Genomic DNA, 22,400 nt, shown 5'->3' with positions numbered 1-22,400 from the left:
AGAACTGGTTCACGAATTAACGGTCGAATTTCAGGCCGTCGAAATCCTGGGCCGTACGCCACTGCTGAAGGAGCCGGAAGAACCCCGGTCCGTCGGCGCCCTCGAACTCGTCGAAAAGGTGATGCGCGCCGAGATCCGTTCCTTCGTTGTTGAGATAGCCGGGCGTGCATCCGGTGGCCAGGAAGTCGCGCCATTCCGGGTCGACGCCCACCTGGTCCATCCAGGCATCCTCCGCCTGCCGGGTCACTTCGACGACGTCGACGCCTTCGCCGACCGCGTGCGCCACGACGGCCGCAACGGTCTTGGCCGCCTCGGACAAATTGTGCGACAGGTTTGAGAAACGCACCCCGCCCGTGAATTGCTGAACGAGGAATGCGTTCGGAAATCCGTGCACATGAATTCCGTGCATTGTGCGCATGCCATCGGACCAGTGCTCCGACAGCCGTCTGCCGCCCTTGCCGACGGGGTCGAATCCGGCACGCCGGGTAGGTGCGCTGCCGACCTCGAAGCCCGACGCGTAGATGATGCAGTCCACCTCGTACTCGGTGCCGTCGACCACGACACCTCGCGGGGTGATCCGCTCGACTCCCTTTCCGTCCGTGTCGACCAGATGAACCGTCGGCACGTTGAAGGCATCCAGGTATTCGTCGTGAAAGGTGATGCGCTTGCAGGGCAGGTGATACCAGGGCTTGAGAAGCGCGGCGGTCCGTGGGTCCTGGACCGTGTCGTCCACCCGGGCGTGGATCACCTTCATCTTCTCGAGGTCGGCGTACACCTCGGCGCTGATCTCCTCGGCGCTGATCTCCTCGGCGCTGATCTCCTCGGACCCGTCCGATTCCGCGCTCGGCGTGCCTTCCGCCTCGCGCCACATCCTGGCCAGGGCGGTCCAGCCGTCGTTGATCAAATCCTCGGCCGGCTGCTCGGCCGAGGCCATGTTGGCCGCGTAGTTGTCCAGCCAGCGCTGCTGCCAGCCCGGTGTGGCCATCTCGGCGAACCACTCAGGGTCGATCGGCCGGTTGTCCCGGACGTCGACCACGGAAGGGGTGCGCTGAAAGACGAACAGTTCCTGGCAGGCCCTCGCCAGGTGGGGAACGGACTGCACCGCGGTGGCACCCGTGCCGATGATCGCCACGCGCTTGTCACGGAGCTGGTCCAGCGGTCCGCCGTCCGGATCGCCGGTGTACGCGTAGTCCCACCTGCTGGCGTGGAAGGCGTGGCCCGCGAAGGTCTCGATGCCGGGGATGCCGGGCAGCTTCGGCACGGAGAGGTGGCCGAGCCCCCAGCTCACGAACTGCGCGGTGAACTCGTCGCCGCGATCGGTCCGCACCGTCCACAGCCGAGTGGTGTCGTCCCACTCCAGGCCGGTCACCCGGGTGTGGAAGAGCGCGTTCTCGTACAGCCCGTACTGCTTGCCGATGCGCTGGCAGTGCTCGAATATCTCCGGGCCGTGTGCGTACCACTCCGAGGGCACATACCCGGTCTCCTCCAGCAACGGCAGGTAGACCAGGGAAGCGACATCGCACTGGACGCCCGGGTACCGGTTCCAGTACCAGGTTCCGCCGAAGTCACCGCCGCTCTCGACGATCCTGATATCGGTGACCCCTGCCGTCTTCAGGTGAGCACCTGTCATCAGGCCGGCGAAACCCCCGCCGATAAACGCGAACGTGACGTGGTCACGGTGCGGTTCGCGTTCTATGCGATCAGTGAATGGGTCCTCGTTCATATGCGCGTGCTCACCGCTGAGCTGCACATACTGATCGTTGCCATCCGGCCGGAGTCGCTTGGCCCGCTCTGCGGCGTTTTTCGCGAGAAGCATCGACACATCGGGCCTGGACATGAAAGTCCTCTCCTCCAACTGCATTTCCCCGGACTGCACTTTATGAATTCCCAATGATCAATTTGATTTGCGAGGCTAGCACGTCATTTGTCTCGCCGGCGAGACAGAGGAACCATGGCTGCCGCCGCCTGACGCGGGCATCAGGCGGCGATCGCACCCAGAAATACGGCCAGGCCTATCGAGCGAAATCTTCCCTACGGTAGAGGACGCCTTCGCTCCACACCAGGTCGAGACGGCCCCACTCCATCGCCGATGCGGCGTCCGGGAAGAAGCTGCGGCCGTTGTAGTTCGCGCTCGTGTTGCACAGGACCGGAATTCCGCTGATTCGGTAGTACTCGCGGAGAATGGTGTGCAGGTTCGGGTCATCGCCTTCATTGACCGTCTGCAGCCGAGCGGTGCCGTCCAGGTGCATGATCGCCGGAACGCGGTCGATCCATTCCGGGCGGACCCAGTGCTCGAAAAGCATGTAAGGGTCGGGGGTACCGGGATCGAAGACGGTGGGAGCGTGCTCTTCCAGGCAGATCGGCGCGACCGGCCGGTAGTGCTCCCTGTCCTTCGCGTCGTTCAGGAGCTTCTTCATCGTCGCATCCGTGGCGGGAGCGATGATGCTCCGCGAGCCGAGCGCCCGCGGCCCCAGCTCCGCACGGCCGTTGAGCACGACCGCGGCCGTGCCCGTGGTGTGCAGAATCCGGGCGAGTTCCTCCGGCGCGCACGGTTCCACGGTCCACCCCTGCGGCACATCCCGCGTCGGCTCGAGACCGGGCCCGAGCCGGGTGTCCCATTCGATCGGCCGCAGGCCCTGGCCGTCGGCCGCGGCAAGGCAGGCCGTACCGATGGCGACGCCCGAGTCGTCGGGGAACGGGGGAACCCACATGGCCTTGATCATCGGGTGGGCGCGCAGCGCGCTGTTCCACTTGATGTTCAGCGCGCATCCGCCGGCGAAGCAGAGGTTCCACGGGGTGGCACCCTTCCACGCCCGGATCTTCGAGGTGACACCTTCGATCAGCAGTTCCTCGAGGAACACATGGACCGTCGCCAGCACGTCCTCATCGGCCGCGCCGAGTCCGCTGGTGAGCTTCTGCACCGCCGTAAGGAACTCATGAACGTAGGCGTGCGAGTTCTCTCCGGTGCTGCCACACCCGATGATCTTCTGGCGGTACGCCCGCACTCGGGGCGAGTCCGCTTCGAAGTGCTCGTGGAAACTCTCCCGGAAGACCTTCTTGATGTCGTCCCGCGGCGTGCCGAGAGCGATGTACGCCATCATCTTCCCGGCGACGGAGAGGTCGTCGACATGGGTCGACTTGTTCGGGCGCTTGAACGGCCCCCAGTACTGAGAGGCCATCGAGTACGTGTGGCCGATGAGCGGAAACGCCTCGCCACCCGGCTCTATACGGCCGTCGGCGTCGACGCAGTAGAGACGGGGGAAACAGCCGCCGTCCCAGACCAGGACCATCGACGGCTCGCCGCGCCGGGCGAACGGGCTCGTGCAGTAGGCCGATGCGAGGTGGCCGGCGACGTGGACGTAACTCACGTAGTCCATGGCCCGGCCGCCGATGACCAGATTGCCGCTGTACCCGGGCAGCCCCGGGTCGGGCACCTTTGCCGTCTCTCGATAGGAGGCCACGACGAGTTCGGTCGGTTTACCGCCGCTGAGCAGCGAGACCCGCCCTTCCGTGGCGCCGTCCCAGCCGTCCAACGCCCACTTGTCGATGTCTCCGAGCTGGTATCCGAACTTGGACGTGATCGTGATCAGGTCGTCGAGTTCGTCCACGTTGCTGTAGCGAGAACCGTTGGCGAGCTTCTGCATCTCGATGTTGAACTCGAGGCGGTCGTCGTTGAGCAGCGCGATACCGCCGCTCTGGGTGAGCTTCAGGCCAGCCGTGATCATGGGTTCATGTCTCCATATGTCCGAGGACTCAAAGGGGGTTGTTCGTGCGGACTTCGTGGTCCAGTTCGGCCAGCGGCCGCTCGCCGTCGGCGACCATGGCGCCGAGCAGGTTCCGGTAGTACTGCGGGATGCGCTCGATGAGACCGGGGTCGAGGACGTCGGTCGCGAGCTCGAAGTCGCACCGGAATCCCTCGGTGCCGTCCATGACGTACAGCGCCAGGGGGTGGCCGGTGTGCGTGATGGGCAACGGGCCGGCTTCCGACACCGTGAGGCCGTCCATGGGGGGCACCGCCACCTGGCGGTAGAACGAGATCGACGTGCTGAACAGGTCGCTGCGCAGGCCCGCTCCGGGCGGGGCGCACTCCGTGAGCAGGTCCGCGAACGGGTAGTCCTGGCTTTCGAGCCCGGTCACCAGATGCGTCAGGACCTCGGCCACATAGTCCACGGCCAGGATGTCCGCCGGCAGGCGCAGACGCAGCGGCAGCAGGTTCGAGCAGTACCCGACCACCTGGTCCAGCTCCTGGGGGCGCCGGGCGGAGGCGACCGGTACGACGACATCGTCCTGCCCCGTGAGCCGGTGCAGCAACGCCCCCCAGGCCGCGACCAGATAGGCGAACACCGTGACGCCCTCGGTACGGGCGGCCTCGCGCATCCGGCCGCAGAACTCGGGGTCGAGGAGGATGCTGTGCCGTACCGCGGGGTGGGGAAAACTCTCCGGCTGTCCCGATACCGGCAGGGCCGGCGTGGGCGCCTCCTTGAGGAGGGAGCGCCAGTACGCGCGGTGGTCGGCGGCCGAGGCACCAGAGGCGACCCGCTCGTGCCAGGCGAGGTAGTCGCGGAACTGCGCGGCCGGCGGCAGTTGGGGGCTCGTCCCCCGGCAGCCGGCGTTGTACAGCGCGACGAGGTCCTCGAGCAGGACGCTGAGGGACCAGCCGTCAACTGCCGCGTGGTGCACGGCTATCTGCAGCAGATGCCGCCTCGGCTCGACCTGCGCCACGAGCGCGCGGAATACCGGCCCGTCGACCAGGTCCAGCGGTCGGGCGGCCCAGGTCCGCAACAGGTCTGCGAGGTCGTCCTCGTTCTCGCAGGTGTGCTCGGTCAGCAGATCGGTCGGCGCCGTCTGTGCCGGGGCATGGACGACGAGCGTGTCACCGTCCGCAGCGAGTGTGGTCCGCAGGGACTCGTGGCGAGCGACCAGTTGCTGCACGGCGGCGCGCAGCGCGGGGCGGTCGAGCGGGCCGTCGAGCCAGTACCCGAGAGACGTCTGATAGGCGGGCACGCCGCCCTCGTCGAGGGCGACCAGCTGCCGCTGCGCGAGGGTGCTGCGCAGCGGCGCCGGTCCCGGCCGGGTGCCGACCGGGCCGGTGCGGTGGTCGTCGAGCATGCCGTTGGTGCGCAGCTCGGCGACGGACTCGCGTACCGCGGCGCGGATGTGGTCGAGATCGGCCTGCTCGTGCGCGGTGGACAGGAAGAAGTTGCGCAGCTCCCAGACGAACACGCCGCGGTCGAGCAGGTTGACGTAGAACGGGTCCATGTTCACGTCGTGCTCGAAGCGGAAGAGCGAGGAGAAGCGGCGGACCGCGATCGGTACCTCGAGCTCGCGGAAGTCGGCGTTCAGCTGGTCCACGAACGTCTCGGTCTTCCGGTCGAGGTCACGCTGCAGACCGGGTCCCTCCTCGCGGAGGTGGTCGAGGACCGCCTTCGCCGCCACCATGGAGAGCGGATGCTGGTTGAACGTACCGGCGAAGAAGGTGGATTCCACCGTCGGGCGGGAGTCGTCGCCGAAGTTCCAGACGCCGCCGTCGATGACGTCCATGACTCCGCCGCGTCCGGCGATCACGCCGAGCGGCATGCCGCCTCCGATCACCTTGCCGTAGGTGACCAGGTCCGCCTCGATGCCGTACAGGCCCTGGACACCGGCCGGATGGCAGCGGAAGCCCGTGACCATCTCGTCGAAGATGAGCTTCGCGCCGTGCGCCCGGGTGATCTCCCGCAGCTTGCGCAGGAAGTCGGGGTTCTGCACGCCGGGAGTGCGCAGCGTCACCGGCTCGGTCATGACCGCCGCGAGCTCGGAGCCGTGCTTGTTGATGAAGTCGAGTGCGGCGTCCGTGCCGAACTCGAGCACATACACGTTCTCCACCGCACGCGGTGAGACACCCGCCGCGAGCGGCCTGGTGCCGAACACGCCGTTCTCATGGGACGGCACGGCGAGCGCGCCGTCGAAGTGGCCGTGGTACCCGGTGGAGAAGATCACGATCTTGTCGCGGCCGGTGGCCGCCCGTGCAATGCGCACCGCCGTCATGACCGCTTCGGTGCCGGTGTTGAGGAAGGCGACGCGCTCCATGCCGGTGAGTTCGAGCAGCCCACCGGCGACGTCCTCGACCAACCGGGTACGCGGTCCGAGGCCGAAGCCGAGCTCCATCCGCTCGCGCAGGGCCGACATGACGGACGGCGGGTTGTGCCCGAGGAGGTGGACGCCGTAACCCATGGTGAGGTCGACGTACTCATTGCCGTCGATGTCCCACACCCGCGCGCCCTGCCCGCGCTCGGCGACGAGCGGGTACACCATCTCCTTGGTCGAGGGCCGGAAGCCGATGCTGGAGCGGCTGTCGGCCACGATCGGCCGGAACCGCTGGGCGGATTCCTTCGAGCCCTTGGTCCGGGCACCGAACCGGTCGGCCAGGGCCTTCAGATAGCGGGTCCGCTGCGCCGTCTCCGTGGGAGTGACCGCGGTGCCGCGCGCGCCGGGGCCCAGTGGCACCGCCGACCTGGCCGGCGCCGACGGCGGTACGGGCGTCGAGGCGCCGCCCCCGGGCACGGTGACCCCGCCGCCCGCGAGCAGCTCCAACTGACGCTGCATGACCAGGAGTTGATCCTTGATCAGGCTCTGTACGGCCGGTGAGGCATCGGCCGTCGGCCATCCGAGTGCCGGTGCCGCGACCGGGGCAACATCCACGGTCGGCGCCGGCGTCACCGGGTCGGACGAAGGGGTCGGTGCCGTCCGCTCCGTCGGCTGCTTGGCGGCCCCGGCATGCGCGGCCAGGTACGCGGCCAGGTCGGACGGGGTCTGGACGTCGTCGAAGAGCTGACGGAGCGATATTTTGCAGCCGTACCGGTCCTCCAGCAGCCGCAGCATGCCGAGCAGCGCCATCGAGTCCGCGCCGAGATCCGGGAGCGGGACGTCGGGGTCCAACTGGCTGGGCGGGACGTCGAAATAGTCACCGACGATGGTGACGATCTCTTGGAGCAGGGGCTCCACGGTGTTCTCCTCGTGGTTGATGTCAGCCGTGATGAGGGGGCGCCGACACAGCCGCTCGTGCGGCAACCGGTTCCGGGTCAAGGCGCGCCGCCAGCCGGTCGATCGTCGGGTGCGCAAGGAGTTCCCTCGCCGTCAGCGGTACGCCGAGTTCCTCCGCGATGCGCCGGGCGAGCCTGACCGCCAGCATTTCGTCGCCGCCCAGGTCGAAAATGCTCCGGTCGTAGCGGTCGACCTCGGTCCGCAGCGCCTGGGACCAGAGTTTCGCCAGGGCGCTCTTCAGTTCGTCGCCACGCAGCGGCAGTTGGAGGGCTGGGTCGGCGGGCCGCGCCGGCTCCGGGCGGGTCCGCTGCCGCTGGATACGACGCTCCAGGTCGGTGGTGCAGACCGCGAGCCGGGACGGCAGGTCGGCGCGCAGGACGAGTTCGAGGACGTCGCCGCTCGGCTCGACCGGTCCGGTGCCGGGGCGGGCCCGGTCCTCCCAGCCGATGCTGACCAGGCCGCCCACAGCCGATGCCTGGGCGTCGAGGAAGCGGTCGGCGGCCGCGTGTCCCGCGCAGCCGCTGCCGGCGAGCACCGGGGCCAGGGAGGACATCATGACGCCGAACTCGGCGGGCGCGTCGGCGAAGACCTCGGCCAGCACGAGCGCTCCGCGGACCGTCGGGGCGAGGGTCTCCCGCCAGGCGGCCCGGTCGGTACGGTGGTCCACCCGCCGGCGCGGCACACCGGCGCAGTGGAACCAGCCGTCGATCCGGCCGAAGCGCTGCCGTGCGGCGCTGACCAGCTCCCGCATCGCCCGCGCGTCGGTGACGTCGACGGAGGCCGCCATGACGGTGCCACCGAGCCGTTCGACGGCGCGGACGGCCTCGATCTTCCGGCTGACCGGATCGGCAACCCCGTGCTCGGCTATCCATCGGTCGAACGCGTCCGGGGACGGCAGGGGAGTCCGGCCGGTGAGGATCAGCGTGGCTCCGGCGACGCGGGCCAGGTGACCGGCGAGGGCCAGGCCCAGCTGCCCGAGACCGTCGGTGATGAGGTACACGCCGCCGGGCCGGAGTCGGCCGGTCGGCTCCGGCAGGCCGGAGTCGGCGGCGACCGGGACGACATGCTGCGCCCAGCGGTGACCGTGCCGGAACGCGACCGGAGCCGCGGTCGGGGCGGCGACCTCCGCGAGAAGCGCTTCCGGCGCCAGGACGGCCGTACCGATGTCGATGCCACGGGTGCGGAGCCCCGCGCATTCCGGCGGCAGAGCGTGCAGCGCGGCATCGGTCATCGCGGCGGCCGGCGCGACGGCTTCATCGCCCGTGATGGCGTGCACGTCGCGGGCGACCACCGCGAGGTGCGCGCCCGCGCCGCCTCCGTCCCGGACGAGCCGCCCGGCGATGTCGAGCACGGAGAACAGCCCGAGGTCGCAGTCACGGTCCAGGTCGTCGGACGCGTTGCCCCCTGGCGCGATGTCCAGGGACCACAGGTGCACGACCCGCTCCGGGGTCAGCCCGTCCGCGGCGAGCGCGGCGAACAGCTTCTCGTAGTCGCCGGGGTCCGCGGGGTCCACGGTGAAGGAGTCGGCCGCGGTCCGGGCGAACGCACTGCCGTGGCGCACCAGTACCGGGGTGGCGTTCCGTTCCCGCAGCACACCGGCGAGCGCGTCACCGGTCCCGCCGGAGTCCGCGAACAGCAGCCATGGGCCGCCGGGCGAAGTGCTCGCCGCGTGCGCGCCGGCCACGGGACCGAGCCGCCGCCAGGACGGTGTGTAGAGCCACTCGGCCGGGGTCCGGTCACGGACCGGTTCCCGGCCCGAAGCAGGTTCCCGGCCCGCGGCGGATTCCCGGCCCACGGCAGAGACAGAGGCAGAGACAGAGGCAGAGGGCGGCTCAAGGCGCAGATGGTTGCGGTTCAGCGGCTGCACCGGCAGCGGCACGCGGCGGTGTTCCCCGCCGGACCAGGCCGACCAGTCCACCGGCACGCCCGCGGTCCACAGACGTGCCGCGTCGGAGAGCAACCGGGCAACCGGCGGCAGCGCCGGCTCGGTGTCGGGTCCGAGCTCGCCCGGCAGCCCGTCGGGCAGGTCTCCGATGGCGAGCACCGTCGCACCGTCCCCCGTCCGGCCCGCGAAGGCCTCGGCCAGCCGGTGTCCCTCCCACACGTCCCGGCTCCAGTGCGACGGGTCGAGCAGCCGCGACTGCGGCAACTCGCCGCCGACGACGGCCGACAGGAGGGGAATCCGCGCGGGCCGCGGCGTGATCGTGGGCGCGGTGTCGAGCAGTCCGGCCCGCCAGTTCAGCAGCGCCAGCGTGTCGGCCGGGGTGAGGACCCCGCCGAAGCAGGCCGCGAGGACCTCGCCGGTCCCCGCTCCCGCGACCGCCTCGGGCCGTACGCCGGACTCCGTCCACAGGCTCGCGAGCACCTGACTTGCGGTCAACCGGCCCGCCAGCGGGTCCTCGGCGCAGATGTCGGCGCTGTCGATGGACCGCTGAGCTCTTTCGGCGACGGCGGCCAACTCCCCGGCCAGGGCCTGGAAGTCGGCGGCCGTGACCTCGCCGAACAGGAAGGAGACGGCCGGGGCGCCGTGCACCGCCGGCCGGGCCGCGGCTCTTCCGTCGGCGAGCGCGCGCAGTTGGGCCGCGGCCGTGGCACGGTCGGGTGCGACGACGGCGTAGCGGTGCCCGAAGCCGCGCCGGCCGGCCCGCAACGTATGAGCCACGTCGGCGAGGTCCGGCGCGTCCGCCTGCTCCAGCGTGTCGGCCAGCCGTCCGGCCAGCTCCCGCAGCGCCCGGTCCGTCCTGGCGCTGAGCGCGAGCAACTGCGTTCCTCCGGCCGGCGTTGGCCGGGAGGCCAGGGCGGGCGCCTCTTCAAGGACGACATGGGCGTTGGTGCCACCGATGCCGAACGAGCTGACGCCTGCTCGCCGGGGAGTGTCGCCCGACGGCCAGGCCGTAGCCAGGGTGTTGATGTAGAAGGGGCTGTCGGCCAGGTCGATACCGGGGTTCGGCCTCGTGAAGGTCGGATGGCCCGGGATCTCCCGATGCTGCAACGCCAGCACCGTCTTGATGAAGCCCGTGATTCCCGCCGCGGCGGCGAGGTGCCCGACATTCGCCTTGACCGAGCCGAGCGCGCAGTGGCCGACCCGGCCGCTGCCGCTTTCGGCGAACGCCTCGCTCAGCGCGGCGAATTCGATGGGGTCGCCCAGGGCCGTCGCGGTTCCGTGGGCCTCGACGTACGAGATGGTGTCGCTGTCCACTTCGGCGACCGCCTGCGCCTCGGTGATCACGGCCCGCTGTCCGTCGATGCTCGGCGCCGAGTAACCGACCTTGGCGGAGCCGTCGTTGTTGATCGCCGAGCCCTTCACCACGGCGAGGATCCGGTCGCCGTCCTCGATCGCCTCGGCCAGGCGCTTCAGGGCGACCAGGCCCACCCCGTCACCGAAGGTCGTGCCCGCGGCGGCGGCGTCGAACGGGCGGCACCGGCCGTCCGGGGAGAACATCATCCCTTCGCTGAAGACATAGCCCGGGTACGGATTGGCGATCACCGAGACGCCGCCGGCCAGGGCGATGTCGCAGTCACCGGTGAGCAGGCTCTGCACGGCCATGTGCACCGCGACCAACGACGTCGAGCAGGCGGTCTGCACATTGACGCTCGGCCCCTTGAGGCCCAGCTTGTACGAGATCCTGGTGGTCAGATAGTCCTTGTCGTTGGCGAGCATGAGCTCGGTGCCCTCATGCGTCAGGGGATCGCAGACACGCGCCACGACATTGGTCAGGTACGTGTTGACCGACGCGCCGGCGAAGACGCCGACGGACTCGTCGTCCGCCCCTGCGGAGTAGCCGATGGTCTCCAGCAGTTCCCAGGCGACCTCGAGCAGGATCCGCTGCTGGGGATCGAGCAGTTTGGCCTCACGTCGGGTGACTCCGAAGAACTCGTGATCAAAACTGAACGCGTCCGGCAGGGCAGCGGCCCGCCTGACATAGCGGGGATCGCCGAGCAGTTGCTCCGGCACCCCGGCCGCGGCGAGTTCGGCGTCGGTGAACGAGGTCAGCAGATCGTCTCCGGCGCGCAGCCGACTCCAGAAGCTCGCCAGATCGGGTGCACCGGGGAACCGGCCGCACATCCCGATCACGGCCACGTCATTGGGCCGGGGCGCCGGGGCGGCCGTACCAGCGTCAGGCATCCTTTTCTCCTTCCGCGTTCCGGCGGTGTCGCTCTCGTGCGCGCAGACGCGCGCCGCGGACGGTGCCGTCCGCCAGCTGTGTCCGCCGGCCCGCAGCCCGGCCGGGGCCGGGGCCGCTGCCCGCGGCAGGCGCGGAGGGGACCTGGCCGAGGCGGGCGGCAAGGCTCGCCACGGTCGGGTAGCGGAACAGTTCGGACGCCTTCAGCGAACCGTCCGCCGCCTCGTCGGCCAGCAGCTGGTGGACCTGCATCAGCAGCATCGAATTGCCGCCCAGATCAAAGAAGTTGTCGTCGCGTCCGATGCCTTCGCGGTGCAGCACCTGCCGCCAGACGGCCGCCACCCGCCGCTCGTGAGCGCTCAGCGCCACGACGTTGCCGGGCTCGGTACGGGCCATCGCGCTCGCGAACTGCTGGGCCAGTCGGGCGCGGTCGACCTTCTGGCTGGCGTTGAGCGGGAACGAGTCGAAGAACCCCACCGACGTGGGCACCATGTAGGGCGGCAGCGTGGAGCGCAGCTCCGCTTTCAGGCCGCTCTCCGTCACCTGGTGGCCCGGCTCCACCATCACGCAGGCGACGAGACGGCTGTCGCCCGCCCCCGTGCCGAGGGCCAGCGCGGTCGACCTTCTGACCCCGGGCACCTCGTCCAGCCGCGCTTCCACCTCTTCCAGCTCGACCCGGAACCCGCTGATCTTGACCTGGTTGTCCACGCGCCCGAGGATCTCCAGCAGTCCCTGGGAGTTGACCCGCGCCAGATCGCCGGTGCGGTACAGCCTGCCCCCGGGCTCGAACGAGTTGTCCAGGAAGCGTTCCTTGGTCAGCTGCGGCCTGTTGACGTAGCCGCGGGCGACGCACTGCCCACCGATGTGCAGCTCGCCGGTGAACTCCGGCGGCACGGGGTTGCCGTGCTCGTCGAGTACGTAGACCTGGGTGTTCGCCAGGGGAAGCCCGACCGGCACTCCGGTGCCTGCGCAGTCCTCGGGCCGGACCGCCTGCGCGGTGACCCAGACCGTGGTCTCGGCCGGGCCGTACATGTTCCACAGCGTCCCGCACCACTCCAGGGCCCTCCGGGCGAGCGGCGCGGGCAGCGGCTCACCGCACGAGAGGATGTGCTGCAGCGCCAGTTCCTGGGCCCCGCTCTGCCGCACCACGGCCGACAGGCCGTGCAGGGCGGAGGGTGTCTGGACCAGGTGGGTGACCCGTTCCTGCGCGAGCAGCGCGTGCAGGAGGTCGGGCGACCGGGACGTGGTCGACGGTACGACGACCAGACGTCCCCCGGCCAGCAGGGTGCCCCACAGCTCCCAGACCGACAGGTCGAAGCCGGTCGAGTGGAAGAGCGCCCCGACCCCGGTCTCGTCCATGGCGACGTACGCGCGCATGGCCTCCAGCAGACTCAGCACATTGCCGTGCTCGACGTCGATCCCCTTGGGCGTGCCCGTGGAGCCGGAGGTGTAGACGGTGTATGCCACGTCCGCGGCGCCCGGCAGTTCGCCCGGGCCGTCGTCCGCGGGCAACTCGGTGTCCGGCATGACCAGAGTCCGTGCCGCCGTACCGTCCACCATGCCGACCAGCGAGGGCTGGGTGAGCACCACGCGCGCTTCGCTGTCCTCGAGCACGGCCTGGCACCGGGCCGGGGGGTACGAGGGGTCGAGGACCACGTAGGCCGCTTGTGCCCGCTGGACCGCGACGATGGCGACGACCGTGTCGAGCGAGGGTTCGAGCAGCAGCGCGACGCGACTGCCGGGCCCCACCCCCTCGGCACGCAGCTTGGCCGCCCAACGCCCCGCGAGTTCGTCGAGTTCGGCATAGGTGAGCCGGTTTCCGGCGAAGCTCACCGCCGTACGAGCGCCATGCCGCTCGGCGACTTCCCGGAAACGGACCGCCAGGCTGTCGGCCGGCGCGACGGCCACCGGAGCGGAGTGCTGCCGGTTGATGCCGTGGTCGGCCGCGGTCAGCATCGGCAGATCCGCCACGCTGCGGTCGGGGTCCGCGGTCGCTGCCTGCAGCAGCGACAGGTAGTGCTCGCTCGCGCGACGGGCCGCCGCGGCGGAGAAGACGGACTTGCGGTACTTGAGCATCCCGACGAGCCGGTCGCCGTCGTGCACGACCTCCAGCACGAACTCGAGCTGGTCATCCTGCTGGGCCAGCCGGAACGGCCGAGCGGTCAGCCCGGCCCAGGGGACCGAGGTCGCGCCCTCGTCGGCCACGTACAGGCCCGCGAGCGCCGGGTACCTGCTGGGCTTCTGATAGCTGAACATCGTCTGGAAGACCGGGTTGCGGTCGTCCACCCGGGGCGGTGCCAGCTCGCTGACGAGCAGCTCGAACGGATAGTCCTGGTGCTCCAGCGCCTCGGCGACCGTACGGCGCGTGCGGCCGAGCTGCTCCCGGAACGGCACCGCGCCGCTCAGATCGGCGCGCAGCACGACAGGATTGACGAAGTTTCCGACGCACTCCGCCATCGTCGGGTCGGTCCGCCCGGCGACCGGAGTCCCCACCAGGACGTCCCGCTGTCCGGTGTAGCGGCTGACCAGGGTCTGGAAAGCCGTCAGCATCACGGTGTAGGGCGTGACCCTCTCCTCCGTGGCCAGCGCGATCACACCGTCGGCGAGCTCGGCGGGGAAGGGGAAGACGATCGCCCCGCCCTCGTCGACGTCCGCCGGATCGAGGTCGAATTGCGGCCACTCGGCCATCTCCAGCCGACCGGACAGCTGGGCATGCCAGTAGGAGCGCGCCCGTCCGCCTCGCTCACCGTCGATCAACTCGCCCTGATACGTGACGAATTCGTGGTACGGGACATTGCGTCCGGGCAGCTGCGAAGGGCGCCGTTCGGCCTCCGCGCGGTAGAGCTCCTCGAGCTCCGCCACGATGACGCCGAGCGACCAGAAATCGCACACCACGTGATGGGCTGCCACCAGAACGACGGACTCTCCCTGCGCCACCCGGTACGCCCGTACCCGCATCGGCGGCCCGTTGACGAGGTCGAACGGCTCGCGGTAGGCACTGCGCACCGCCTCCTCGACCTGCTCCTGGCTCCACTGGCGGGCGTCCACTTCGGCGAAGTCGGGCTCGAGCCACCCGTGCACCGTCTGGCTGTCCGTGCCCTGGCGGGGGAACGTGGTGCGCAGGGCCTCGTGCCGTCCGACGAGCGACTGGAGGGCGCGGGAGAGCGTCCCGGAGTCGAACCCGCCGGTGAACCGCGCGGTGAAGGCGACGTTGTAGGACGCGCTGCCCGGGTTCAGCCGGTGCAGCATCAGCAGCGAGCGCTGGGCGTACGAGAGCGGGTGGTCGGTACGCGCCTGACGGGCCCGCGACCGCAGGGCCGCCTCGAGTCTCTTCCGGATGTCGTAGTCAGTAATGGGATTCACTCCTCGGTGGATCCGGCGGCGTCCTGATCGGCCAGCCAGGGCAGCAGCGCCTGAATCTGGTCCTCAGTGAGCGAGTCAAGTGAGGCGAGGAGCCGTTCCGCCTCTTGGGGGGAGAAGGGCTCCGGGTCGGCCGGGCGGGGCGGCATCGCGTCGGTGACGGCCGGCGCGGACGGCGCTGCCGTCTCCAATCGGTCGGCCAACTCGTCGACGAGGAGCCGTAGGGCCTTGCCTTCGAGGAGGCCCGTGAGCGGCAGGTCGATGTCCAGGTCGCGGAAGATCTGGCCACGGACCTCGACGGCCACCAGCGAATCGAGCCCGGCCTCCTGGAGGGAGAGGTCCTCGTCGACCGCGGCCTCGGGCATGCCGAGCCGCGTGGCCAGCATGATGCGCAGGTACTCCAGGACCAGCTCGCGGCGGCGTTCGGGCGTGGCGCCGAGCCAGTCCCGGCGCAGTCGTCTGACCGACTCCGCGCCGTCCCCGGGCGCTGTCCCCGGCTCCTGGTCTGCCGCGACGGCCCTTCCGCCGGGGAACCGGGTCAGGTAGCGGCCCCAGTCCACGGAGAAGACGCCGTACTGGCCGCCGGGCCCGGCCAGGAGCCGGTCGAGTGCGGCGAAGGCCGGATCGGACTCCAGCGGGGTGAACCCGCCGTCCAGGATGCGGTCCTGCAGGCGCCGGCTCAGCCGCGCCACCATGCCCGCCTCCCACGGTCCCCAGTTGACGCTGAGGGCAGGCAGTCCCAGTCCCCGCCGGTAGTGCGCGAGCCCGTCGAGGAACGCGTTGGCCGCCGCGTAATGGGCCTGCCCGGGCGCACCGAGCAGAGCGGCCGTGGAGGAGAAGAGGATGAAGTGCTCGAGGTCGATGCCCAGGGTGGCGCGGTGCAGGTTCAGGCCGCCGGTCACCTTCGGGTCGAGCACCGCCTGGAAGCGGTCCCAGCTCAGCTGCGGCAGCACCGCGTCATCGAGCGAGCCCGCCGCGTGGACGACACCCCTCAGGCCGCCCCACTCCTGTTGCGCGCGCTCCACCAGCCGGTTGACCGCGGCCTCGTCGGTCACGTCCAGGCCGGCCAGGGTGACCCGAAGTCCCGACTGCTCCAGCTCGCGGACCTGTTCCGCGATCCGCGCCTCGGGTGCGCGGCGCGAGGCGAGCACGACATGGCGCACCCCGCTGCGGGCCAGCCACGCCGCGGTGCGCAGACCGAGCGCCCCGGTCCCGCCGGTGATCAGATAGCAGCCGTCCGCGGCGAGCCGGCCCGGACGTGCCGCCGGTGCCGATACGCGGCGCAGCGTGGGCTGATGGACGCGGCCGTCCCGGATCGCGGCCTCCGTCGGCGCACCGGCCGGGGCAAGCACCTCGGGAAGCATGCGCAGCGCACGGGAGAGGTCCCGCGGGTCCGCGTCGAGCAGCCGTACGTTCAGCTGAGGCGCTTCCAGCATCGCGCTGCGGCCGAGCCCCCACAGCATCGAGCCGTACGGATCGCAGGCCTCGGCGGAGTCGTGCACGGCCACCGCCCCGCGGGTGAGCAGGACTACAGCGCCCGGTGTCCAGTCCGTGCGCTCAGCGGCCCGCACGAGGGCGGGCAGGCTTCCGCAGGCGGCGCGCGTCTCCTGGCCGGCCGGGCCGAGCCCGTCCAGTCCCAGGCAGTGCAGGATGCTCGCGGGCCCGGTGTCGCGCAGGAGCCGCACCAGGCTGTCCGCGTCGGCGGGATCCAGCGCGTAGCGACGATCATCGTGGCGTACGAAGGTCTCGCCCACCTCGACGATCACGCACCGGCTGCCGCTCGCCTCCAGTGCAGTGACCGCCTTCCGCCAGTGCCCCTGGCCGTCGGCGAACACGATCCACTGTCCGGCTACGGACGACGCGCCGTCGGCCGTCTCACTCGGCTGCCATTGCTCGGCGTAGATCTGCGCTTCGGCATCCGGTCGGGTCGAGGCGCCGCGTGAGGACGAGCGGAAGGACACCGCCCTCAGCTCCAGGCCGTAGAGCTCCAGCAGCGGGTTGCCCTCGTGGTCGGTCAGCGAGACGTCGGCCACGGCCCGCGAGGCCTCGGCCACCCGGTGCCGGATGAGCGCGACACCGGATTCCGCCGCGTTCGGCGCGGGGTGGAAGACGGCCCGCTCGATCCTGAACGGCAGCAGCACACCGTCCTCGGGGGTCTTGCGGACGATCCGTGCCGCGATCGCCAGCTGGACGCAGGAGTCGAGCAGCGCCATCGTCCGCTCGCGCGGCGAGGCGGCCGGGAAGCCGAGATCGCCCGTGCTGTCGTCGCCGACCAGACGCAGCTCCTTGATCCACTGGAAGGCCGGGCCGAACCGGAAGCCGGTCGACTCGAACAGCGGGTAGAGCTCGGCCGCCGGGACCGGAAGGCCGGCCCGGTAGCCCGACGGGTCCGCCCACGGACGCGGTCGCGTGTCGGCGTCGTCGGCCTGGCGTATGCGGCCCTCCGCGTGGACGTACCAGGACTCATCGGTGAGGGGGTCGCCCGCAGGCGCCAGGCTGAGCGACTGGGCGACGAATCTGCCGTCCCCGGCCGGGGTGAGCACCAGCTGGATCCGGCGTTCGTCCGCTGCGGCTTCCAGGGCGCGCGGGAAGACCAGGTCCTCGACGACGGTCGCGGACTCGGCGGCCACCGCCTCCACCAGGCATGCCGTGTGGTACGCCCCGGGCACGACGAGGCGGCCGGAGATCTCGTGATCGGCAAGCACCCGAGGGGCCTGCTCGGCCACCGTGGTCTCATAGCGCCGCTGCGCGGACTGCGGCAGCGCGAGGCGGCTCAGTTCGGGCAGGTCACCGGCCGGTTGCGGGGACGATGCGGCGTCGGCACGGGTCGGCGCCGGTGCGATCCAGTGCCGGGTCCGGGCGAAGGGATACAGGGGTGCGGGCGCCTTGCCCGCACGGAACGGCGCGTAGTAGGCCGCCCAGTCGATGGGTACTCCGGCCCGCTCCAGCCGGGCCAGGTGCGCGAGAACCGTGGCCCGGTCCGGGTTCCTGGCGGACAGGCCGGGCAGCCACACGGTGTCGTCGCCGGACTGGGCGCGGCCCGCGGTGGTGAGCGTCCGGCCGGGTCCCACCTCGACGAAGGTGTTGAATCCCGCGGCCAGCAGCTCGCCCACACCGGCGGCGAACCTGACCGGCGAGGTCAGCTGGCGTCCCCAGTACGGTGCGCCGAGCTCCTCGGCGGCCGCCGGTTTCCCCGTGAGGTTCAGGATCATCGGCACGGTGTGCGGCCGGTGGGTGATCCGGCCCGCCGCGGCGACCAGGGCCGGAACGGCCGGGGCGACGAGGGGCGAGTGGAAGGCGTGGGTCGTCTCGAGCGCGATCGTCTGCCAGCCCCGCTGCTCGAACGCGCTGCTGAGCGCGCTCACTTCGGCGTCCGAGCCGGACACGGTCACCCGCTCCGGCGCGTTGTACGCGGCGACCGACGCGGTGCCGCCCTGGGCCGCGACCAGGCGCTCCAGTTCGGCGAGGTCGGTGCAGCCCACGGCGAGCATCCGGCCGCCACCGGGCACGGCCGCGAAGGCGCGGCCACGCTCGCAGACCAGCTCGAGCCCTTCCTCGACGGTGAACACCCCGCCCACGCAGGCGGCCGCGTACTCGCCCAGGCTGTGCCCGACCACCGCGTCCGGCCGCACCCCGCACGACGTCCAGAACTCCGCGAGCGCGACCTGCAGCAGGAAGACCGCGGGCTGGAGCAGCTCGGCCCGCGTCTGTGCCGCCGGGTCGGTGAACACGTCGAGCGGATCGACGCCGGTGAGACGACGGAAGAGCGCCGCGTGCCGGTCCAGTGCCGCGCGGAACACCGGGTGCTCCCGGTAGAGCTCCACGGCCATCCCGGGGTACTCGGAGCTCTGCCCGGGGAACTGGAACCCGACCCGCGGCCTGGCTCGCGCGGATTCGCCCGCGTCGACCTGCCCGGTCCCCTTGTGCAGCCAGGACTCGATCCGCTCGGCCGCCGCTTCCCCGGAGTCGGCGAGCACGCTGAGCCGGTGCCGCAGCGGCCTGCGCCCGACGTGGCTGGTGTGTGCCAGGTCCGTCAGGGCGGCGCCGGGCTCGCGCAGCCGGCTCGCCCAGGTGCCTGCCAGGGTGCGCAGCGCGTCCGCCGACTTCGCGGTGATCGTGACGAGTTCGGGTCCGGGACGCCCGGCCGCCGGTACGCGCTGCGGCGCCTGCTCGAGCACGGCGAACGCGTTGGTGCCGCCGATCCCCAGGGAGTTGACCGCGGCGCGGCGTGGGGATCCGGGCAGGGGCAGCGGGTCCGGGTTGACGAAGAGGCCTGACGCGTCGAGGCGCAGCCGGGGGTTCGGCGCCGTGAAGTACGGGCTCGGCGGGATGACCCCGTGGTGCAGCGCAAGGGCGGCCTTGATCAGGCCGGCGATGCCGGACGCGGCCTCCATGTGCCCGATCAGCGCCTTCACCGAGCCGATGGCGCAGGGCCCGTCGTGGCCGAAGACCTTCTTCAGGGCCCCGATCTCGGTGGGGTCGCCCAGCGGCACGCCGGTGCCGTGTGCCTCGAGGTAGCCGATCGTGGCGGGGTCGACGCCGGAGACGGCGAGCGCCTGACGCATGGCGCCCAGCTGGCCCGGCAGGCTGGCGGCACCGTAACTCGCCTTGCCGCCGCCGTCGTTGTTGATCGCGGTACCGAGGATCGTGGCGTAGACGGTGTCGCCGTCGCGCAGCGCGGCGGCGAGCGGCTTGAGTACGACGGCCCCCACACCGCTGCCGAAGATCGTCCCCTGCGCGTCGGCGTCGAACGGACGGCAGCGGCCGTCCGGTGACAGGATGCCGCCCCGGCGATGCCAGTATCCGGCGGCGGCGGGGAGCCGGATGTTCACGCCGCCGGCCAGCGCCGCCTCGCACTCGCCGCGCAGCAGGCTCTGGCACGCGAGGTGCACCGCGACCAGCGAGGTGGAGCAGGCCGTCTGCACCGTCAGACTGGGTCCGGTCAGATTGAGCTTGTACGACACCCGGGTGGCGAGAAAGTCCTTGTCGGAGCCGAGCTGTTCGAGCGAGGCCGTCGGGTCGGCCAGCGGCCCGGCGTTGTCCAGCACCTCGGGGAGATAGCTGGTGAGGACCCCGCCGCTGCCGGCGAAGACACCGACCGAAGCGCCGGTGCCGGCCGATGTGCCGAGGCCCGCGTTCTCGAGGGCGTGCCAGCACGTCTCCAGGAAGATGCGGTGCTGCGGGTCCATGGCGGCGGCCTCGCGGCCCGAGATGTCGAAGAAGGCCGCGTCGAAGCGGTCGACGCCGTCGATCGAGGCGGTCGCCTTGACGTAGTCGGGGTCCCCCAGCCACTTGGGGTCCACACCGTCGCGCAGCAGTTCCTCGTCGTCGAGGTCGCGGATCGCCTCACGTCCGGCGAGGATCGCGTCCCAGAACTCGTCCACGTCCGAGGCTCCGGGAAAGCGTGCGGCGATGCCGACGATGGCGATCGGGCCGCCGCCCAGCTCCTGTTGGGTCATGACAGCTCGCCGGCCCCGAGCCGGGGCAGCACGACCGGGTCGTACGCCTCCAGCAGATCACCGACCGTGCGCACGCTGGTGATGGGCACCTCGTCGGAGAACGGGTCGGTGTCCAGCTCCAGTTCCAGGACGGCGACCAGCCGGGCGAGGTGCAGTGACGTCAGACCGAGCTGGTCGACGAGCAGGTGGTCCTCGTCCAGCTCCTCGACCCGGTTCTCGACTGGCTCGGCCACCTCGTTCACGATCTCCAGCAGCACGGCCTTGACCGTCTCCCGCCTGTTCATGCGTATCTCACTTCCGTTCACGTTTGCCCCGGTCCCCGCGATCGGGACTCAGCAGGTGTAGCCGCCGTCGATGGCGATGGTCTGGCCGGTGATGAAGCTCGCCGCGGGCGAGGTGAGGAACCGGACGGTGCCGAGCACGTCCTCCACCGAGCCGAGCCGGCCAAGCGGGGTGCGCCGCACGATGCGGCGGCGTTGGTCCGGGCTGATGCCCGCGGTCATCTCGCTGTCGAAATAGCCGGGGGCGACGCTGACCACGCGGACGCCGGCCGGGCCGACCTCCCGCGCCAGACCTCGGGTCAGCCCGTCGAGCGCGGCCTTCGCCGCGCCGTACACCGCGACGCCGGTCTGCCCGCGCAGCGCGTTGATCGACGACAGGTTGATCACCACGCCGTCCCGGCGGGCGAGCATCGGCTTCAGACAGGCCCGAGTGAGCAGGACCGGAAGCGTCAGGTTGGTCCGCAGCGCGGCGTCGATCGCCGCCGGCGGGGTCAGCGTCAGCAGGCCCTCGAGCCCGACCGCGGCGTTGTTCACCAGCACGTCGATACGGCGACGGCGGCGTACGGCCGTACGGACGAACTCCTCGACGCCCGCGGCGTCCGTGCCGTCGACCGCGGACCAGGACAGTGCGTCGGGGCCGTGCGACTCGCGCAGCGCGGCCAGTTCGGCGGACTCGGTGCGGCTGAAGGTCTCCACCCGGTAGCCGCGCTCCAGGAAGTCCGTCACGAGCGCCAGCCCCAGACCACGGCTGCCACCGCTGATGACCGCCACCGGACGCTGTTCAACGGGGCCGTTCATCGCACACTTCCCATTCGCTTGAATCGCTGGCCGTGCAACGGTCCGTCCGAGACCGTGATGACAGCCGGGACTTTGTGGGGCGGAAGATGCTCCGCGCAGAGCTGACGCAGCCGCCTGCTCAGCTCCCGCCGCTCCTCCGGCTCGACCAGCTCGACCGCGGCCGCGACGATCTCTCCGGTGACGGCATTGGGGCGTCCGGTGACGACGACGTCCCTGATGTTGTCCGCCCGGAGCAGCACGTTCTCGACCTCGGCCGGGGAGACCTTCTCGCCGCCGATGTTGATCAGCGCCGAGAGCCGCCCGAGGACGCGCAGCGAACCGTCCTCGGCCACCTCGACCGCGTCTCCGGTGTTGAGCCACCCGTCCTCGTCGAACGGGCTGGCCGCGTTGAGATACCCGAGCATGCTGCTCGGCGACTTGATCCAGAGCACTCCGTCGCGCACCTGCGTGCCGAACCCGTGCCCGCCGACGTCCATCTGCAGCGAGTCCGAGGCGACGGACCGCGTGGGCAGGATGCCGGTCTCGGTCAGGCCGTAGGTCTGCTTGAACTGCACCTGGGGGAAGACCTCGGCCGCGTGCGCGAGGGTGACCTCGCGCATCGGCTCGGTGCCGTAGGTGACCAGCTCGAGCGAGGACAGGTCGTGAACCCGGTAGGCACCGGAGAGCAGCAGCATGTTGAGGAAGGTCGGCGTGGTGGGCAGGACCTGGACGTGGTGCCGCTCCATGGCCTCGCACGCGTGCTTCGGGGTGCGCCGCGGCTCGGTGACGACCGTGCCGCCGCCGACGAGGGTGCGAAACAGCGTATTGACTCCGCCGATGTGGTCGAGCGCCATGAACTGCAGCGTTCTGCGCGGGCGGGAGGAGGCGCGGAAGCCGCCGAGCAGCCGCGGCAGCGAGAGCAGCGCCGCCTTGCTCTCGCCCGTCGAGCCCGAGGAGAACAGCACCAGGCCGGCCCCGCCCGATGCGGCGAGCTTTGTCAGCAGGTCGGGCCGCGGCTCGTCCGGTGCCGCGACCGTCCGGATGCTCCACTCGTCAGGGCCGTCGAACTCGATGACCGTGGTCGCGTGTGCGGTGGCGATCCTGCGCGCCCGCTGCTCCTTCGGCGGATCGGCAGGAGCGAACGGAACCACGACGCAGCCGCGGACGGCGAGCGCCGTGAAGAGCGCGACCACGGCCGGCGAGGCGTTCCCGACGACCGCCACGATCTCGCCGGCGGCCGTGCCGCGTCGGTCCAGCAGGTCCAGCCAGTCGGTGGTCCGCTTGCCGAGTTCGGCATACGTGGCCCTGCCGCCGTATCCGACCATCGCCTCGGCGTCGGCGTGCCGCTGGAGTTGTGACAGCAGCCAGTCCATAGA

The 22,400-nt window shown here is 70.9% G+C and carries 10 protein-coding genes; 1 reads left to right on the top strand and 9 read right to left on the bottom strand.

All coding sequences use genetic code 11. The features are described 5' to 3' along the window. Positions 1-16: 16 nt before the first annotated feature. The gene (locus OHT76_RS24015) at positions 17-1,630 is read right to left on the bottom strand and encodes a flavin-containing monooxygenase (RefSeq protein ID WP_328872924.1); all 1,614 of its coding nucleotides are present in this window, start codon (positions 1,628-1,630) and stop codon (positions 17-19) included. Between OHT76_RS24015 and OHT76_RS24010 the strand changes: the two genes are divergently transcribed. After that, positions 1,616-1,894, top strand: a complete 279-nt coding sequence (locus OHT76_RS24010; protein WP_328872923.1) for a hypothetical protein — start codon at positions 1,616-1,618, stop codon at positions 1,892-1,894. The genes OHT76_RS24015 and OHT76_RS24010 overlap by 15 nt on opposite strands. A 118-nt stretch (positions 1,895-2,012) precedes the next feature. Here the strand turns inward: OHT76_RS24010 and OHT76_RS24005 are convergent, their stop codons facing one another. The 8 genes from OHT76_RS24005 to OHT76_RS23970 are packed head-to-tail and all read right to left on the bottom strand — an operon-like array spanning position 2,013 to position 22,397. Next, positions 2,013-3,725 carry a carbamoyltransferase N-terminal domain-containing protein gene (locus OHT76_RS24005; RefSeq protein ID WP_328872922.1) on the bottom strand — a complete coding sequence of 571 codons (1,713 nt, stop codon included), beginning with the start codon at positions 3,723-3,725 and terminating at the stop codon, positions 2,013-2,015. A 28-nt stretch (positions 3,726-3,753) separates the two neighbouring features. Next, positions 3,754-6,984, bottom strand: a complete 3,231-nt coding sequence (locus OHT76_RS24000; RefSeq protein WP_328872921.1) for an aminotransferase class III-fold pyridoxal phosphate-dependent enzyme — start codon at positions 6,982-6,984, stop codon at positions 3,754-3,756. Positions 6,985-7,006: 22 nt separating this feature from the next. Further along, positions 7,007-11,149, bottom strand: a complete 4,143-nt coding sequence (locus OHT76_RS23995) for an SDR family oxidoreductase (RefSeq protein WP_328872920.1) — start codon at positions 11,147-11,149, stop codon at positions 7,007-7,009. Then, positions 11,142-14,510: a non-ribosomal peptide synthetase gene (locus OHT76_RS23990; RefSeq protein ID WP_328872919.1), complete on the bottom strand. Its 3,369-nt coding sequence runs from the start codon at positions 14,508-14,510 to the stop codon at positions 11,142-11,144. Before OHT76_RS23990 ends, OHT76_RS23995 begins: the two co-directional genes overlap by 8 nt. Continuing rightward, positions 14,507-19,966, bottom strand: coding sequence for a type I polyketide synthase (locus tag OHT76_RS23985; RefSeq protein ID WP_328872918.1), 5,460 nt, complete (start codon positions 19,964-19,966; stop codon positions 14,507-14,509). Before OHT76_RS23985 ends, OHT76_RS23990 begins: the two co-directional genes overlap by 4 nt. After that, positions 19,963-20,250: a hypothetical protein gene (locus OHT76_RS23980; protein ID WP_328872917.1), complete on the bottom strand. Its 288-nt coding sequence runs from the start codon at positions 20,248-20,250 to the stop codon at positions 19,963-19,965. Before OHT76_RS23980 ends, OHT76_RS23985 begins: the two co-directional genes overlap by 4 nt. A gap of 48 nt (positions 20,251-20,298) precedes the next feature. Further along, entirely contained in the window at positions 20,299-21,045 is a 747-nt protein-coding gene (locus tag OHT76_RS23975; RefSeq protein ID WP_328872916.1) for an SDR family NAD(P)-dependent oxidoreductase, read from the bottom strand. Then, positions 21,042-22,397 carry a class I adenylate-forming enzyme family protein gene (locus OHT76_RS23970; RefSeq protein WP_328872915.1) on the bottom strand — a complete coding sequence of 452 codons (1,356 nt, stop codon included), beginning with the start codon at positions 22,395-22,397 and terminating at the stop codon, positions 21,042-21,044. Before OHT76_RS23970 ends, OHT76_RS23975 begins: the two co-directional genes overlap by 4 nt. Positions 22,398-22,400 lie beyond the last annotated feature (3 nt).

This window comes from Streptomyces sp. NBC_00287 (assembly GCF_036173105.1).
In the GTDB taxonomy this organism is placed as follows: Bacteria; Actinomycetota; Actinomycetes; order Streptomycetales; family Streptomycetaceae; genus Streptomyces.
The sequence above is the reverse complement of the archived record's forward strand: the minus strand, read 5'-3'. Positions and strand labels throughout refer to the sequence as shown.

Excerpts from the sequence above, each read along its gene's own strand:
- OHT76_RS24015 (WP_328872924.1), bottom strand. The coding sequence starts at position 1,630 with ATGACAGGTGCTCACCTGAAGACGGCAGGGGTCACCGATATCAGGATC.
- OHT76_RS24005 (WP_328872922.1), bottom strand. The coding sequence starts at position 3,725 with ATGATCACGGCTGGCCTGAAGCTCACCCAGAGCGGCGGTATCGCGCTG.
- OHT76_RS23995 (WP_328872920.1), bottom strand. The coding sequence starts at position 11,149 with ATGCCTGACGCTGGTACGGCCGCCCCGGCGCCCCGGCCCAATGACGTG.
- OHT76_RS23985 (WP_328872918.1), bottom strand. The coding sequence starts at position 19,966 with ATGACCCAACAGGAGCTGGGCGGCGGCCCGATCGCCATCGTCGGCATC.
- OHT76_RS23980 (WP_328872917.1), bottom strand. The coding sequence starts at position 20,250 with ATGAACAGGCGGGAGACGGTCAAGGCCGTGCTGCTGGAGATCGTGAAC.
- OHT76_RS23975 (WP_328872916.1), bottom strand. The coding sequence starts at position 21,045 with ATGAACGGCCCCGTTGAACAGCGTCCGGTGGCGGTCATCAGCGGTGGC.
- OHT76_RS23970 (WP_328872915.1), bottom strand. The coding sequence starts at position 22,397 with ATGGACTGGCTGCTGTCACAACTCCAGCGGCACGCCGACGCCGAGGCG.